We start from the raw sequence: 15,667 nt of genomic DNA, 5'->3' as shown, positions 1-15,667 counted from the left end.
CGAGCGCGTGCTGGTCTGGTGGGCCGTCCATCCCGACCGGACCGCGGCCGACGCCGCCCTGGCCGCCGCGCGATCCGATCCCGGTCTTCAGGCCCTGTTCGCCGCCGCCCTCCAGCTTCTGCGCTTGCAGCCCACCGCCCGCTCGCGCCTGCACGGCTGACTTTCGAAAAAGGCGCGACCGGCCGGGATGACGTGGCCGCGTTCCCCGCCTAGGGTGCGAGTCGTCACAGGCGGGGGCCGGCGTGAGCGCGTTCGAGTTCTTCTTCAGCTTCTACGGCCTGCTGCTGGGCCTTTCGGTGGCCGAGCTGGTCGGCGGCTTCGCCCGCGTCCTGCACCGGCGCCGGGCGATCCGCTTCGGCTGGCTGACGCCGCTGCTGGCGGTGTTCGTCGCCATCGACATCGTCACGTTCTGGAACCAGGCCTGGGCCATCTTCCGGCACGCGCCCTTCAACATGGCGCTGCTGGTGATGGGGCTGGCGGTCGCCGCGGTCTTCTACGTCGCCGCCAGCGTGACCTTCCCGCGCGAAACCGACCAGACCCTGACCGACCTCGACGACCATTTCTGGCGGCATCGCCGCACGGTCTTCCTGTGCGTGCTGATCGCCAACCTGATCATCGTGGCCGTCTTCTTCTCCATCACCGCGCTCAGCGGCGAACTCTCCACGCTGAAGCTGCCGCCGATCTTCTGGATCGGGCTCATGCTGTTCACGGTCGGAACCTCGATCGCCGCCTTCGCGCCGTCCCGGAAGGTGGTGATCGCCGCCCTGATCGTGCTGGTCGCCTATCACGGCTTCACCATCACCCGCTCCGCCCACGCCCTGGTCCGGGCGGGCGGGTGGTCCCTGACCGCGCCCAGCGCGGCCGGCGGCGAATAGGCCGCCCCCCTGACCCAAAAATCCGAGAACGACCGTGAGCGCCTTCGAGTTCTTCTTCAGCTTCTACGGCCTGCTGCTGGGTCTCTCGCTGGCGGTCATCGCCACCGGCGCCGCCACGGCGATCCAGCATCGCCGCAAGATCCGCATCGGCTGGCTGACCCCGCTCTTGGCCAGCTTCGTCGCGCTGGACGTCGCCGCCTTCTGGGACTTCGCCTGGACCATCTTCCGCGACGTGCCGTTCAGCTACGGCCTGCTGGTCGCCAGCCTGGTGGTGGCCGTCGTCTATTTCGTCGCGGCGTCGCTGGTCTTCCCGCACCAGATCGAGGACGGCCTGTCGCTGGACGACCATTTCTGGGCCAACCGGAAGGTAGTGCTGCTGCTGACCACCGTGGCCAATGTCCTGGCCCTCCTGGTCGCCACCCCCATCATGCTCGGCAAGCCGGGCGGGGAGATGCTGGTGGCCAACTACGGCTTCGGGCTCGTGGTCTACATGAGCCTGGTCGTGCCGGCGGCCTTCCTCCGCAACAAGACGGTCTTCGCCCTCCTGACCGGGATCCACATCGCCTTCTACCTGTTCTCGGCCGTGCTTTCGGCGGCCGTTCCGGACCTCGCCGAAAAGATGACGGCGCCGCCGTCGGCCGTCGCCGAACGGTCCTGACGCCATTTGCCGCCGCCCGGTTTGGCGCTACCTGTGGCGCCCTTCGCTTTCAGAGGTCCCATGCGCCCGCTGTTCGCCGCCCTCGCCCTGCTTTCCTTGGGAGTTCCCGCCATGGCCCAGACATCCTCCGTGACGCCCTCCGTCCCCAACGCCGCCCCGTGGGACCAGCCCTTCCTGCCGCCGGCTCCGGCTTGGGACGGCGCCAGCCGCGCCCTGCTGCGCGACGCCTCCGACCCCTGGGTCACCGCCTTCGAGGCCGACGCGGATCATGACTTCTCGCCCAGCTACGCCGACACCCGCGCCTGGTTCGACCGCCTGGACGCGGCCTCCGACCTGATCCGCATCGAACAGTTCGGCGTCTCGCCGGAGGGCCGCCCCCTCTACGCCGTCATCGCCTCCAAGGATGGCGCCGCCTTCGACCCGGCCAAACCCGTCCTGATGGTCCAGGCCGGCATCCACCCCGGCGAGATCGACGGCAAGGACGCGGGCATGATGGTGCTGCGCGACATCGCCTTCTACGGCAAGGACGCGCTCCTGGACCGGGTCAACCTGATCCTGATCCCCATCCTGTCGGTCGACGGCCACGAGCGCGCCAGCGCCTACAGCCGCCCCAACCAGCGCGGCCCGCGCATCCAGGGCTGGCGCAACACCGCGACCAACCAGAACCTCAACCGCGACTACCTGAAGCTGGACCAGCCCGAGATGCGGGCGGTGCGCGGCCTGATCGTCAAATATCGGCCCGACCTCTATGTCGACGTCCACGTCACCGACGGCATGGATTACCAGTACGACGTCACCTACGGCTACAACGGCGAGGACGGCGTCTATTCCCGCTCGCCCGCCACCGCCGCCTGGCTGGACAGCGCCTTCAAGCCCGCCATGAACGCCGCCCTGGAGGCCCAGGGCCACATCCCCGGCGAACTGGTCTTCGGCATCGACGACCGGAACCCGCGCGCCGGCCTGTCGGACGGCGGCCTGGGCGAGCGCTTCTCCAATGGCTGGGGCTCGGCCGCTCACGTCCCGACCATCCTGATCGAGAACCACAGCCTCAAGCCGCACGAGCAGCGCGTGCTGGGGACCTATGTCTTCATCGAACAGGCCCTGCGCCTACTGGCCGAGCAGGGCCGCGACCTGCGCGCCGCCATCGCCGCCGACAGCGCCCTGCGACCGGCCGAGATCCCGGCCAACTTCGTCCAGAACGACCAGCCGACCGTCACCCGCGCCTTCAAGGGCATCGCCTACGAGACCTATGACAGCCCCGCCTCGGGCCGTCAGGAGATCCGCTGGCTGGGCCAGCCCGATCCGATCCTCTGGCAGCTGCCCTTCTACACCTCGCACCCGACCCTGACGCTGCGCCGGCCCGAGGCCTACTGGGTGCCCTCGTATCGCGCCGACATCATCGAGCGCCTGCGCGTCCACGGCGTGACGATGGAGACGCTTCAGGCCCCGCGCACGGTTTCCGTCGAGATGCTGCGCCTGAACGAGCCGAAGCTGGCCACCCGCGCCAACGAGGGCCACGTCCAGGCCACCGTGTCGGGCGTCACGCCCGAACGCCGCGACTGGACCTTCCCCACCGGCTCGGTCCGCGTCCCCACCGATCAGCCGCTGGGCGACATCGTCGTCCTGCTGCTGGAGCCGCAGTCGTCCGAGAGCTTCTTCGCCTGGGGCATGTTCCCCGAGGTGCTCAGCCGCGTCGAATACATCGAGGGCTACGCCATCGCGCCTCTGGCCGAGCGCATGATGGCCGCCGACCCGGCGCTGAAGGCCGAGTTCGAGGCCAGGCTGGCCGCCGAGCCCGCCTTCGCCGCCGACGGCGACGCGCGTCTGCAGTGGTTCTACGAACGAACCCCGTTCTATGACGACCGCTACCGCCTCTATCCGGTGGCCCGGGAGAACTGACCATGCCGACCGACATGACCGCCGTTCAGGCCGCCGGCCTCTGGAGCGGCCTGCTGATCCTGGTGCTGGTGGTCCTGTCGATCCGGGTGGTCGTGCATCGCCGTCGGCACAAGGTCATCCTCGGCGACGGCGGCAACGAGCAGATGATCGTCGCTTCCCGGGGCTTCTCCAACGCCGCCGAATACACGCCCCTCGCCATCGGCGCCCTGATCCTCCTGGCGCTGACCGGCTGGGCGCCGTGGGCGATCCACGCGATCGGCGCCGCCTTCTTCCTGGGCCGGATCATCCATCCGCTCGGCCTCGCCTTCGGCAAGGCGCCGCCGCCCGCGCGCGTCGTCGGCATGGCCCTGACCTGGCTGCCTCTGCTCGCGGCCGCCGGCATGCTCATCGCCTGCCCGCTCCTGGGCCTCGTCTAAGGCCCATTCGTCCGAGAGCAGACCATAGTCTTCTGTTCTTCCTAAATTTATACTCCGTCATCCTCGGACTTGTCTCGAGGATCCATTCATCCGTTCCGCGAACGGGCGAGGTTTGATCGATCAGGATGCGCCACCCGGGAAACGGGTCAAGATCACTCCACGATGGATCCTCGGGACAAGCCCGAGGATGACGAAGAAAAGAAGTCGCCGAGCCCCAGACCCAAGGCCTGTTGCACCGGCGGGGAGGCCCGGCCATATCGGGGCATGACCTCCCCGCGTGACGCCGCCGTCTCCCCCGACATCCTGCCCGACCTGGTCGCCGCCGCGCTGAAGGCCGGCGCCGACGCCGCGGAAGCGGTTTCCTCCGAACGCGCCTCCCTGTCTGTCGGCGTCCGCAACGGCGCGCTGGAGGACGTCGAGCGCGAGGAAAGCCGCGATCTCGGCCTGCGGGTCTTCATCGGCCGGCGCCAGGCGACGGTCTCCGCCTCGGACCTGTCCGAGACGACCCGCGCCCGCCTGGTCGAGCGCGCCGTCGCCATGGCCCGTCTGCGCCCGAGGATCCCTACGCCGGCCTCGCCCCCTCCGACCGCCTGGCTCAGGGCCCTTTCCCCGACCTGGACCTGTTCGATCCGTCCGAACGCGACGCCGCCGAACTCCAGGCCGCCGCCGCCGAGACCGAGGCCGCCGCGCTCGCGATCCCGGGCGTCGCCAAGTCCGAAGGCGGCCACGCCTCGGCCGGCTCCAGCCGCTGGCGCCTGGTCACCTCCCACGGCTTCGAGGGCGAGTATCACGGCTCCACCTTCTCGCTCGGCGTCGGCGTCATCGCCGAGAAGGACGGCGCCATGGAGCGCGGCGGCGAGCACCGCACCCTGCGTCACCTGTCCGACCTTCCCTCGGCTCGCGACATCGGCGATTTCGCCGGCCGCCGCGCCGTCGCCCGCACCGGCCCACGCAAGATCGCCTCGACCACCGCCCCGGTCATCTTCGAGAACCGCGTCGCGGCCCAGGTCCTGTCCCCGCTGCTGGGCGCCATCTCGGGCCCGTCCATCGCCCGCGGCTCCTCCTTCCTGAAGGATCGCCTGGGCCAGCCGGTCCTGCCGGCGGGCGTCGACCTGATCGACGACCCCTTCCGCCCCCGCGGCCTGGGCTCGACGCCCTTCGACGACGAAGGCGTCGCCGTGACCCGTCAGGCCATCGTCCAGGACGGCGTCCTGACCACATGGCTGCTGAACAGCGCCTCCGCCGCCCAGCTGGGCCTGGCCTCGACCGGCCACGCCTCGCGCGGCCTGGCCGGCCCGCCGGGGGTCTCGACCCACAATCTGCACCTGGAGCCCGGCGACGCCGACCTGGACGGGCTTATGGCTCAGTCGGGGACCGGCCTTCTGATCACCTCGATGTTCGGCCCCTCGCTGAACGGCAACACCGGCGACTGGTCCGCCGGGGTCTCCGGCTTCTGGTTCGAGAACGGCGCCGTGGCCTATCCGGTCAGCGAGATCACCGTCGCCGGCAACCTCAAGGACCTCTGGGCCCGCATGGTGCGGGGCTCCGACCTGGAGTTCCGCGGCCGGTTCAACAGCCCGTCGCTGCTGTTCGACGCCGTCGCCATCGCGGGCAAATGAACGCCTACGCCGACGATCTCGACCTGATCCGCGCCGCCGCCCTGGCCGCCGGCGACCTGGCCCTGTCCGACGCGCGACGCCGGCCTGAAGATCTGGTCCAAGTCCGGCGGCTCCCCGGTCACCTCCGCCGACCTGGCCGTCGACACGGCGCTGCGCCAGGCGCTGCTGGGCGCCCGGCCCGACTACGGCTGGCTGTCCGAGGAAACCGTCGACAACGCGGAACGCCTGTCGAAACGGCGCATCTTCGTGGTCGACCCCATCGACGGCACCGTCGCCTACATGAAGGGCAAGCCATGGTGGTGCATTCCCATCGCCGTGGTCGAGGACGGCCGCGCCGTCGCCGCCGTCATCCACGCCCCGGCCCTGGGCGAGACCTTCACCGCCGTGCTTGGGGCCGGCGCCGCGCTGAACGGCCGTCCGATCTCGGCCTCGGATTCCACCGACCTGGACGACGCCTCGGTCCTCGCCGACGCCCGCCTGATGGAAGGCCCGCAGTGGCCGGAGCCCTGGCCGGCCATGCGCTTCGAAAAACGCAACGCCATCGCCTACCGCATGGCCCTGGTCGCCGCCGGCGCCTTCGACGCCGCCATCGCCCTGACCCCCAAATGGGACTGGGACGTCTGCGCCGGCGCCCTGATCGCCCAGGAGGCCGGAGCCCGGGTCAGCGACCACCATGGCGGCGAGTGGCGTTTCAACCAGGCCGATCCGCGGCAGAACAGCCTGATCTGCAGCGCGCCGGCGCTTCACCCGTTGATCGTTCGGCGGACTGCGCCTATTCCGCTCGCGCCGCGCTGAAACCTCCCTCGGGACGCCCCATGACCGCCGAAACCGAAACGCCCCAGCTGCTCCACCTCGTCATCGGCGGCGAACTCCGCCACCTGGACAAGCCCGTCTTCCGTGACCTCTCCAAGGTCGAGTTCGTCGGCGCCTTCCCCAACTACGAGGAAGCCCGCAAGGCCTGGAAGGCCAAGGCCCAGGCCACCGTCGACAACGCCCACATGCGCTACTTCATCCTGCACGCGCACCGGATGATCGACCCGCGCGGCGACGCCGCCGATCACTGAGCATCGATCTCCGAGGCTTGGCTCCTCCCCTCTTCGTCATGGCCGGGCTTGTCCCGGCCATCCATGCTCTCATCCGACGATGATGGCGCACCTCTCGACCGATCGAGATCCTGGAGTCCCGGCACACGGCCGGGAATGACGGAAGGTATGCGTCGATCCCCTGGACGGAACCTTCACCGCCGGTGAAACGCTTCCTTCGAGACAGCCGCGTCGACGGAGGGACCCGACCATGACCCCGACCCTGATCGTCCTGGCCCTGCTGGCGCTCGGCGTCGGCATCGTGGCCTGGGCCACACGCCGCAAGCCGAACGCCTCGGCCAACGCGCCAGGCGAATCCGACACCGCCTGGAACGACCCGGTGACCCCCGGCGCCCCCGCCGGCCGCGAGACCACGCCGGATTCCACGTCCCGGCCGTAGCTACTCCCGCCTGAGCAGCGTCTCGGTCAGCAGGGTGCCCCACCACTGCGCCTTGAACTCGTCGCGGATCGCCTTGGGGTCGTAGGCGTCGCTGTCCACCCAGTCGGTGAAGCTGACGCCGGTCGGCTCGACTTCCTTCAGGTATTTCTCCAGCGTGTAGTCCAGCACCCCGGTCAGGCCCTCGCGGTGGTGCAGGTATTTCTTGTCCAGCTGCTTGATCGCCTCGGAGATCGGCTCGCCCAGGTGGAAATGCCGGTACAGCACCGCCATCATCCCCGCCCGGTCCGCTCCGGACTTGCAGTGGATCAGCACCGGATACTCGACCGTCCGGAACAGCTCGCGCGCCCGGTGGATGCGGTCCCTCTGCGGCGGATCGCGGCTGTCCAGCGGCGCGTCGATCAGCGTCAGCCCCAGCCGTTCGCAGGCGTCCTTCTCCAGCGCGTAATAGGCCTCGTCCCGCGCCCCGCGCAGGTTGATCACCGTCTTGATCCCCTGGGTCTTCCAGTACGCCAGCTGCCGCGGCGACGGCTGGTTGGTCCGCACCAGGTCCGGTCCCAGCCAGTGGGCGTTCATGAACCACCGCCTCAGGAAGGCGTGGTCCTTCCAGACATAGTCCCACCGCGCCCTGAATCGGCCGCCGGCGGTGGAGAGGTCGTAGCGAGGCATCGGCCCGAGATAGCGGTTCGGACCGGCCGCGTCACCGCCTCTCCCAGGGCCTCGTCGCCTCCGAGGCGCTCCAGCAAGGCTCCAGCGTCTCGACGAGCCCGCGCAGCGCCGCCGGCGCGCCGTCGGCCATCACCCAGCCCTGATACCGGCTGGTCGTGTAGGAGCCTGTCATCCGGATTCGGACCAGCGCCGGATGCAGGATCGCCTCGCGCTCTTCGATCGGCTGCAGCCCGTAGTGGATGTCCGGCCGCCAGTCGGCCAGCCGCACCGCCTCCATCGCGGCGACCGCCCCTTCGCAGGCGCCGACGTCGGCCTCCAGCCACTGCAGGTCCGAGCCGTCCAGCACGTCCGCCATCCCGGCGGCGTCGGAGACCGAGCGGGCGGCCGCGACCAGACCAAAACTCCTGTCGATCTGGTCCTCCCCCGGAGGCCCGACCCGCAGCATCCGCGCGGTGTAGGCGCAACGGGCCAGATCCGACCCGGCGGGAGCCCGGCAGCGATAGACGATCGCCAGGCTGTAAGCGGGCGCGTAGTCGTCGCGATTGCTGGCGAAGGCCGTCAGGATCATCGCGTCGTCCGAACTCGGGATCAGATCGCCGGCGAAGGTCCGTTCGGGATCGAACGCCCGCATCAGCAGCACCTGGCCTCTGCGCCCGGCCTGATCGGGGGCGTCGCTCGTGGCGCAGCCGGCCGCCAGGGCCAGCATCGTCGTCGCCAGGATCCATCCGCCGCGGCTCATGGACCGACGGTATGCGCAGGCGAGAGAGCCGACAAGGATCGCGTGGTCAATCCGCCGCCTTGTCGCGCCGGGCGTGACATGAAACGGTTCGAGGAACGGGCGCCGGGGTGCGCGCCCAAGGGGAGTAGGTCGCCATGGATTCACCGCTGGTCGTCATCGGCCTGCCCATCGCCCTGGGCGTCATCATGTTCGGCCTGGGCCTGCATCTGACGACCGAGGACTTCGTCCGCGTCGGCCGCCGGCCCAAGGCGGTCACCGTCGCCCTGGCCTGCCAGCTGCTGCTCCTGCCGCTGGTCTGCTTCGGCCTGGTGCTGCTGTTCCGGCTGCCGCCGCTGCTGGCCATCGGCATGATGCTGCTGGCGGCCTCGCCGGGCGGCACGACCGCCAATCTCTACAGCCACCTGTTCCGGGGCGACGTGGCGCTGAACATCAGCCTGACCGCGATCAACTCGATCATCGCCGTCTTCACCTTGCCGATCATCGTCAACCTGTCCATGGCCTACTTTCAGCCGGGCGGAGAGGCGGTCGGCCTGCAGCTGAAGAAGACGATCGAGGTCTTCCTGATCGTCCTGGTCCCGGTCGCCCTGGGCATGCTGGTGCGGCGCTGGAAGCCCGGCTTCGCCCACGCGATGGACCGCACGGTGCGGATCGCCTCGGTGGTCTTCCTGACCCTGATCATCGCCGCGGCGGTCATCTCCAACTTCTCCGTCCTCGCCGACGATTTCCTCAGCCTGGCCGGGATCACCGTGACCTTCTGCCTGCTCAGCCTGGGGCTAGGCTTCCTGGTGCCGCGCCTGCTGAAGATCGACCGGCCCCAGTCGATCGCAAGCGCCTTCGAGGTCGGCCTGCACAACGGCACCCTGGCGATCGTCATCGCCACCTCGGTGCTGCACAACGCCGAGATGTCGCTGCCCGCCGCCATCTACGGCGTCCTGATGTTCCCCATCGCCGCCCTGTTCGGTCTGGCGATCACCCGCAAGGGGCCTAGGCCGCCAGCGGCTGCGTCGGCGTGAGGAAGGGCGTCACCACCGCCAGCGCCCGCTCGACCCATGCCTCCTTCTCGCCCACCGGCGCGACGTAGCGGATCGCTTCCTCCGCGTCGGGAAGGCCGGCCAGGCGGGCGATCGTCCACGCCGCCAGGTACTGGGAGGCCAGGCAGCCGCCGGCCGTGGCCACGTTGCCATGCGCGACGAAGGGGGCGTCGATGACGTTCACCCCCGCCTCCACGACCCAGGGCTTGGTCGTCACGTCGGTGCAGGCCGGCAGATCGCCGACTAGGCCCAGCTTCGCCAGCATCAGCGTCCCCGAGCACTGCGCCCCGACCAGCTGCCGGCCCGGGTCTAGCGCGATCCGCGACAGCAGGTCCGCATCGGCGGCGAACTCCCGCGTCCGGATCCCGCTGCCGATCAGCACGGCGTCGGCCTCGGCGGCGAACTCCAGCGGCTTCTGCCGCTGGATCGTCACCCCGTTCATCGACGTGACCTCGGGCGTCGGACAGGCGAGGTGCGCCCGCCAGCCCTGGCCCCGCATCCGGTTCAGGATCCCGGCGGCGATGAACGAGTCCAGCTCGTTGAAGCCGTCGAAGGTGAGGATGGCGATCTGCACGGCGGGCTCCTTCGGGGACGGACGACGTCACCGGCCCAGCCTGCCCCGCGGACGCGCGCCCGTCATGTGGAGTTCCGGTGCAGACGCGGCGCCGCCGCGGCCTACCGTCCCGGCTGCACGGGGCAGGCGCCCACGCCGTCCAGATTCAGGTCGATGCAGCGGCCCTCGACCTCGGCCGGCGCCGTCACGCCGATCGCATGGGCCAGGGTGGGCGCGATATCGATGGTCCGGATCGGCAGGAACCGCTCCTGCCCCTCCATGCCCGGTCGCCAGAAGACGATCGGCACGCGCCGGTCGTAGTCCCAGGGCGTCCCGTGGCTCGAGATGGTCCCGCCCACGCGCCCGCCGCCGACCACGTTCTCGGCCAGGGCCAGGATGATGTCCGGCGACCGCTCCGCGACGGTCGACAGCCGCATCCGCTGGCGCAGCGTCATCAGGTCTGGGGTCAGGTCGGCCGGCGGGAGGGGTTCGGCCAGCAGCACGTCGCGGCTCTCGGCGAAGGCCACGTCCGGATTGGTCCTCAGCGCCTCGACGGCGGCGTTCAGGATCTGGGTGCGCAACGGCTCGGGCAGCGCCTTGTGGTCCTTGTCGCCGATCATCATGCCGCTGCCGCCCGACGTCATCGGATTGTAGTCCAGCCCGAAACGCTCGCGCAGGGCGGCGTTGACGGCGGCCATCCGCTGGACGTTCAGGCGATGCGCGTGCGGATAGCCCCGAACGGCCAGACGCTCGACGAAGTCCGATCCGCCATGGTCCGCGGTCATCACCACCAGCGTCCCTTCCGGCAGGCGCCGCAGGAAGGCTCCCAGCGCGGTATCCAGCCGCAGCATCTGCTCGCACATCTCCGGCCCCTGGGTGCCGTAGGCGTGGCCGATCCGGTCCGTGCCCGACAGGCTGACGCCCAGCATGTCGGTGACGCCGCGCCGGCCCAGCCGCTGCCCCTCCAGCAGCGCCGCCGCCGCCTCCAGCGTGACCTCGTCCAGCAGGGGCGAGACGTCGAACTCCAGCGTCTGCGGCGGCAGGGCGGAATGGAAGGCGCCGCCGTTGATGGTCCAGTCGCCCTCCAGCCGCCGGCACTGGTCGTGCTGATAGGTCCAGGTCGGCGCCGCCCGCAGGCGCTCGGCCAGCCGCGCGTTCAGCGCCGCCACCGGCTGAAGCCGCGCCTCCGCGTCCTGACCGGGCTCCAGATAGGTGGTGAACCCGAACCCTTCCGTGAACCAATAGGCGCCGTCGCCCGCGTGGCCGTTCAGGGTGATCGCGCCCCGGTCCTTGCCCGACACCGCATAGACCCGGCTCTCGGGGTTGGCCGCCTTCAGCCAGTCGCCCAGGGTCGAGGCGGCCATCTGATCCGGTCCGACCGGCCCGTTGTCCGACGTGTCGTCTCCATGCGCCAGGTGGTTCTCCGGCGCGGCCAGGCAGTACACCTCGCGCCCCGTCGCCGGATCGACCCAGTCGTTGGCCGGGATGCCGGTGCTCGACGGATTGCGACCCGTCAGGATCGTCGAGTGGCCTGGGCAGGTCTCGGTCAGGCCGTGCTGCTGGAAGCCGTTGATATGCACCCGCCCCTCGCGGGCCAGCACGGCCAGCCCGCCGGTGAACTGCGGCCGGTACTGGTTGAACAGATTGGCGCTGAACTGGTCGATCACGACGGTGACCACCAGGGGCGGAGCCGACTCCCGTCGGGGCGCGGCGAGCGCCGGCGCCGCCAGGGTTCCCGCCAGCAGCAGGCCGAACGCCATCCGCGCCGCGATCTTCGACATCTCACACCTGCCCCTGGACGGCGTCGTTACGGTTGCGACGAGGGCCGCGGATCCTGCGGCCCAGCTTCGTCTTCAGCGCCTCTAGGCCGGGCCCGATCCCGGCGTCAAATCACGAGACCGAAGGGCCCCGGCGTCACCGCGCTTGACTTCCCCCCGCAGCCGTCCGACCTCGGACCGATGACGACGCCCGCCCCCGCCGCCGACGAGAAGGAGCCGCTTCGCCCGCTGCTGGCCCGCATCTGGCGCGACTATCTCTCGCACCACCGGACGCCGCTCTTCCTGTCAGTCCTGTGCGCGGCGATCGTCGGCGTCATGGCCGCCACCGTGCTTCAGCTTCTCGAGCCGGCCATCGACGGCCTGTTCCTCAGCAAGCCGGTGACCATCTGGGGCCTGTTCACCGTCCCGCCCGGCCGGGCCCTGACCTGGATTCCGCTGATCATCGTCGGCGCCGGCGTGATCTGGACCGCCGCCGCGCTCGGCCAGGCCGCCCTGGTCAATCGGCTGGGCCACGGCATCGTCGGCGACATCCAGGTCAAGCTGTTCGGCTCGATGATCCGCGCCGACCTGGCGCGCCTGCGCAGCCAGCATTCCGGCGGCTTCGTCTCGTCGGTCCTGTTCGACGCCAACCTGGTACGCGAGGCCTTCACCAATGGGGTGGTCAACTACACCCAGCACGCCCTGACCCTGATCGCGGTCCTCGGCTACATGACCTGGACCGACTGGCGGCTGACGGCCATCGTCTTCCTGGGCGCGCCAGTCATCGCCTACGTCCTGCGCCGCTTCGGCAAGAGGATGCGCAAGGCCACCACCGGCGCCATGGTCGAGACCTCCAACCTCTCCACCGCCCTAATGGAGAACCTGGACGGCGTCCGCCTGATCAAGATCGAGAACCGCGAGGCGGCCGAGGAGGCCCGCGTCGGAGAGGTCGTCGCCCGCCGCCAGCGCCACGTGATCAAGTCCGCCGATTCCCGCGCCTTCGCCGGCCCATTCTCCAACCTGGTCGCCATGGTCGTGGTCGCCGCCGTCATGGCCTACGCCGGCTGGCAGGCGCGCGACGGCCAGATGAGCGTCGGCTCGTTCGCCGCCTACATCGGCCTGCTGATGGCCGCCGGCCAATCGCTGCGCCAGGTCACCAACCTGCAGACCGTCATGGCCGAGGGCCTGACCGCGGCGCGGCGCCTGTTCGCCTCCCTGGACATCGAGCCCGAGATCCGCGAGGCCCCCGACGCCGCCCCTCTGGAGACCGGGCCCGTCACGGTCGCCTTCGACCACGTCAGCTTCGCCTACGCCCCGGCGGCCCAGGGCGGCGCCCCGACCCTGTCGGACGTCTCCATCGTCGTGCAGCCCGGCGAGACCGTCGCCCTGGTCGGCCCCTCCGGCGGCGGCAAGTCGACCATCCTCAGCCTGCTGCCCCGCTTCTACGACGTCACCTCGGGCGCGGTGACCGTCAACGGCCGCGACGTCCGCGAACTGAAGCTCCACGACCTCCGCTCCAGGATCGCCCTGGTCACCCAGGAGCCCTTCCTGTTCGACGACACCATCGCCGCCAACATCGCCTACGGCCGCCCGGGCGCCTCCCAGGCGGAGATCGAGGCCGCCGCGGCGTCCGCCGCCGCCCATGAGTTCATCTCGGCCCTGCCCGAGGGGTACCAGACCCGCGCGGGCGAGGCCGGCCTGCGCCTGTCCGGCGGCCAGCGCCAGCGCATCGCCATCGCCCGCGCCTTCCTGAAGGACGCTCCCATCCTGCTGCTGGACGAAGCCACCTCCGCCCTCGACACCGAGAGCGAGGCCCTGGTCCAGGCCGCCCTGGAGCGCCTCATGCAGGGTCGTGCGACCCTGATGATCGCCCACCGCCTGTCCACCGTCCGCAACGCCGACCGCATCTATGTCGTCGAGGCCGGCCGGGTGGTCGAACAGGGCTCGCACGCCGCCCTGGTCAAGAAGGGCGGCCTCTACGCCCGGCTGGCGCGGCAGCAGTCGCTGGACGGCGACACGGTCGCGGCGGTGAGCTGATGGGTCTCCCTTTCACCGTCATCCTCGGGCTTGTCCCGAGGATCCATGTCTCGGGAGCGCAAACGGCGGCCGTTCGTGGTGCTGAACGATGGATCCTCGGGACAAGCCCGAGGATGACGGAAGTGCCTGTGGCGCCCGGATTCACGCAATGAGGCCCCTCCGCAACCCCGTCGTCCAGGCGGTCCTCGCCTGGATCCTCGCTCAATGGATGCGCTTCTGCTTCGCCACCATCCGCTGGACGCACGAGAACCAGCACGTCGCCGAGGACGTCTGGAAACAGGGCGGCGGCGTCCTCGCCGTCTTCTGGCATTCGCGCATCGGCCTGTCGCCCGCCTGCTGGCCGCTGGACCGCGCCACCCCCGCCAAGGCCCTGATCTCGCTCAGCGCCGACGGAGAGTTCATCGCCAAGGCCGTCGCCCGCCAAGGCTTCCCCGCCGTGCGCGGCTCCTCCGCCAACAAGGACAAGGCCGACCGCGCCAAGGGCGGCAGCCAGGCTCTTCGCGACGGCCTGCGCCAGCTCAGGGACGGCGGTCTGGCCATCACCCCCGACGGCCCCCGCGGCCCCATGCGTCAGATGGCGGAGGGTCTTCCCTTGATGGCCAAGCTGTCCGGCGCGCCCGTGCTCTTCATCGGCATGTCTTGCAACCCGGCGATCCGCCTGAACAGCTGGGACCGCGCCGTCCTGCCCCTGCCCTTCGGCAAGGGCGCCATCGTCTGGGACCGCGCCGACTACCCCAAGGACGCCGAGCTCGCCGAGGTGACCGCGGCCTGGACCGAGCGTCTGACCGCCGTGGAAGCGCGCGCTGACGCCCTCTCCGGTCTGGAGCGCCTCTAGGTGAGCCCCGCCCTCATCGCCTACCGCCTGCTGACCCGCCTGCTCGAGCCCTTGGCGCCGCGCCTGCTCGACGCCCGCGCCAGGAAAGGCAAGGAGGATCCGGTCCGCGTCGACGAGCGCCTGGGCCTGACGCGCCTCCGCCGCCCCGACGGCGACCTGGTCTGGCTGCACGGCGTCAGCGTCGGGGAGACCCTGTCCCTGCTGCCGGTCGTCGAGCGCCTGCGCGCCGTGCGTCCGGACCTGACCGTCCTCGTCACCTCGGGCACGGTGACCTCGGCCGCCCTTCTGACGCGCCGCCTGCCCGACGGGGTCATCCATCAGTTCGCCCCCGTCGACGCGCCCGGCGCGGTCGCCGCCTTCCTGGACCATTGGCGTCCGTCCGCCGCCGTCTTCGTCGAAAGCGAGCTGTGGCCCAACCTGATTCTCGGCGCGCAGAAGCGCGGGGTGAAGCTGGTCCTGGCTAGCGCCCGCATCACCCAGAAGACCGCCGACGGCTGGCGTCGCTTCCCGGGCGCCGCGCGCCGCATCCTCGCCGCCTTCGACCGCGTCCTGCCCCAGGATGAAGCCTCCGCCGCCCGCCTGGAGGCCCTGGGCGCGCGCATCGACGGCCATGTGAACCTCAAGCTGGCCGGGGGAGCCCCGCCTCACGACCCGGCCGCCTTCACCCGCCTCAGCGCCGCCATCGGCGACCGACCCGTGGTCGTCGCCGCCTCGACCCACGACGGCGAGGAGATCGCCCTGGTCCGCGCGCTGGACAAGCTGGCCGACCGCCTTTGCCTGATCCTGGTGCCCCGCCATCCCGAGCGCAGCGCCGCCGTCGCCGCCGCCCTGACCCGCGACGGCTATCGCTTCGCCCAGCGCTCCCTCGGTCAGGAGCCCGACCGCGAGTCCGACCTCTACCTGGCCGACACCCTGGGCGAGATGGGCCTGTTCCTGCGTCTGGCCGACGTCGTGGTCATGGGCGGCAGCTTCTCGGCCGCGCTGGAAAAAGCCGCCCGTCGGCGGCCACAACCCGCTGGAGCCCGCCCGCCTGGGCAAGCCCGCCGTCACCGGCCCCGACATGACCAACTGGGCCGCCGTCGCCGACGCCCTGGTCCGGG

Annotated in this window: 14 protein-coding genes and 2 pseudogenes; 12 read left to right on the top strand and 4 right to left on the bottom strand. The window is 70.6% G+C overall.

Annotated features, from left to right (window positions below; genetic code table 11):
* The first annotated feature begins 242 nt into the window (after window positions 1–242).
* The 8 genes and pseudogenes from AC2W7C_RS04060 (at window position 243) to AC2W7C_RS04025 (ending at window position 6,949) form a co-directional block, all read left to right on the top strand.
* Window positions 243–875, top strand: a complete 633-nt coding sequence (locus AC2W7C_RS04060; RefSeq protein ID WP_486000294.1) for a hypothetical protein — start codon at window positions 243–245, stop codon at window positions 873–875.
* Between the two features lie 34 nt (window positions 876–909).
* Window positions 910–1,533, top strand: coding sequence for a hypothetical protein (locus AC2W7C_RS04055; protein WP_486000293.1), 624 nt, complete (start codon window positions 910–912; stop codon window positions 1,531–1,533).
* A gap of 60 nt (window positions 1,534–1,593) precedes the next feature.
* Window positions 1,594–3,432, top strand: coding sequence for a M14 family metallopeptidase (locus AC2W7C_RS04050; protein WP_486000292.1), 1,839 nt, complete (start codon window positions 1,594–1,596; stop codon window positions 3,430–3,432).
* A gap of 2 nt (window positions 3,433–3,434) precedes the next feature.
* Entirely contained in the window at window positions 3,435–3,848 is a 414-nt protein-coding gene (locus tag AC2W7C_RS04045) for an MAPEG family protein (RefSeq protein WP_486000291.1), read from the top strand.
* Between the two features lie 264 nt (window positions 3,849–4,112).
* Window positions 4,113–5,467 (top strand): annotated as a pseudogene (locus AC2W7C_RS04040) (TldD/PmbA family protein).
* A pseudogene (locus tag AC2W7C_RS04035) lies at window positions 5,464–6,262 on the top strand (3'(2'),5'-bisphosphate nucleotidase CysQ). The pseudogenes AC2W7C_RS04040 and AC2W7C_RS04035 overlap by 4 nt, the downstream one beginning before the upstream one ends.
* Before the next feature lie 20 nt (window positions 6,263–6,282).
* The gene (locus AC2W7C_RS04030) at window positions 6,283–6,531 is read left to right on the top strand and encodes a DUF4170 domain-containing protein (protein WP_486000290.1); all 249 of its coding nucleotides are present in this window, start codon (window positions 6,283–6,285) and stop codon (window positions 6,529–6,531) included.
* A 229-nt stretch (window positions 6,532–6,760) separates the two neighbouring features.
* Complete coding sequence (locus tag AC2W7C_RS04025; RefSeq protein ID WP_486000289.1) at window positions 6,761–6,949, top strand: hypothetical protein; 189 nt, start codon at window positions 6,761–6,763, stop codon at window positions 6,947–6,949.
* Here the strand turns inward: AC2W7C_RS04025 and AC2W7C_RS04020 are convergent, their stop codons facing one another.
* Together AC2W7C_RS04020 and AC2W7C_RS04015 are read right to left on the bottom strand one after the other, a co-directional pair.
* Complete coding sequence (locus AC2W7C_RS04020) at window positions 6,950–7,615, bottom strand: fused DSP-PTPase phosphatase/NAD kinase-like protein (protein WP_486000288.1); 666 nt, start codon at window positions 7,613–7,615, stop codon at window positions 6,950–6,952.
* A gap of 31 nt (window positions 7,616–7,646) precedes the next feature.
* Window positions 7,647–8,354 (bottom strand): hypothetical protein, encoded by a 708-nt coding sequence (locus tag AC2W7C_RS04015; RefSeq protein ID WP_486000287.1) that lies wholly within the window; start codon window positions 8,352–8,354, stop codon window positions 7,647–7,649.
* 134 nt (window positions 8,355–8,488) lie between these two features.
* Here AC2W7C_RS04015 and AC2W7C_RS04010 point away from each other — a divergent pair, with 134 nt between their 5' ends.
* Window positions 8,489–9,367, top strand: a complete 879-nt coding sequence (locus AC2W7C_RS04010) for a bile acid:sodium symporter family protein (protein WP_486000286.1) — start codon at window positions 8,489–8,491, stop codon at window positions 9,365–9,367.
* Here the strand turns inward: AC2W7C_RS04010 and AC2W7C_RS04005 are convergent.
* A complete protein-coding gene (locus AC2W7C_RS04005) occupies window positions 9,339–9,959 on the bottom strand; it encodes a DJ-1/PfpI family protein (protein WP_486000285.1) in 621 nt (206 codons plus the stop codon). The genes AC2W7C_RS04010 and AC2W7C_RS04005 overlap by 29 nt on opposite strands.
* A gap of 101 nt (window positions 9,960–10,060) precedes the next feature.
* Complete coding sequence (locus AC2W7C_RS04000; protein WP_486000284.1) at window positions 10,061–11,719, bottom strand: alkaline phosphatase family protein; 1,659 nt, start codon at window positions 11,717–11,719, stop codon at window positions 10,061–10,063.
* Between the two features lie 177 nt (window positions 11,720–11,896).
* Between AC2W7C_RS04000 and AC2W7C_RS03995 the strand changes: the two genes are divergently transcribed.
* From AC2W7C_RS03995 to AC2W7C_RS03985, 3 genes are all read left to right on the top strand, one after another.
* Window positions 11,897–13,732, top strand: coding sequence for an ABC transporter ATP-binding protein (locus tag AC2W7C_RS03995; protein ID WP_486000283.1), 1,836 nt, complete (start codon window positions 11,897–11,899; stop codon window positions 13,730–13,732).
* A gap of 148 nt (window positions 13,733–13,880) precedes the next feature.
* On the top strand, window positions 13,881–14,567 hold the full coding sequence (locus AC2W7C_RS03990; RefSeq protein WP_486000282.1) for a lysophospholipid acyltransferase family protein: 687 nt from the start codon (window positions 13,881–13,883) through the stop codon (window positions 14,565–14,567).
* Window positions 14,568–15,667: 3-deoxy-D-manno-octulosonic acid transferase (locus AC2W7C_RS03985; RefSeq protein ID WP_486000281.1), on the top strand; the 1,100-nt coding region annotated here is incomplete at its 3' end.

The organism is Brevundimonas sp. CURTG3B2_SDJG (assembly GCF_057364705.1).
Note: the sequence above shows the minus strand (reverse complement) of the source record. Positions and strands in the feature narration are given on the sequence as shown.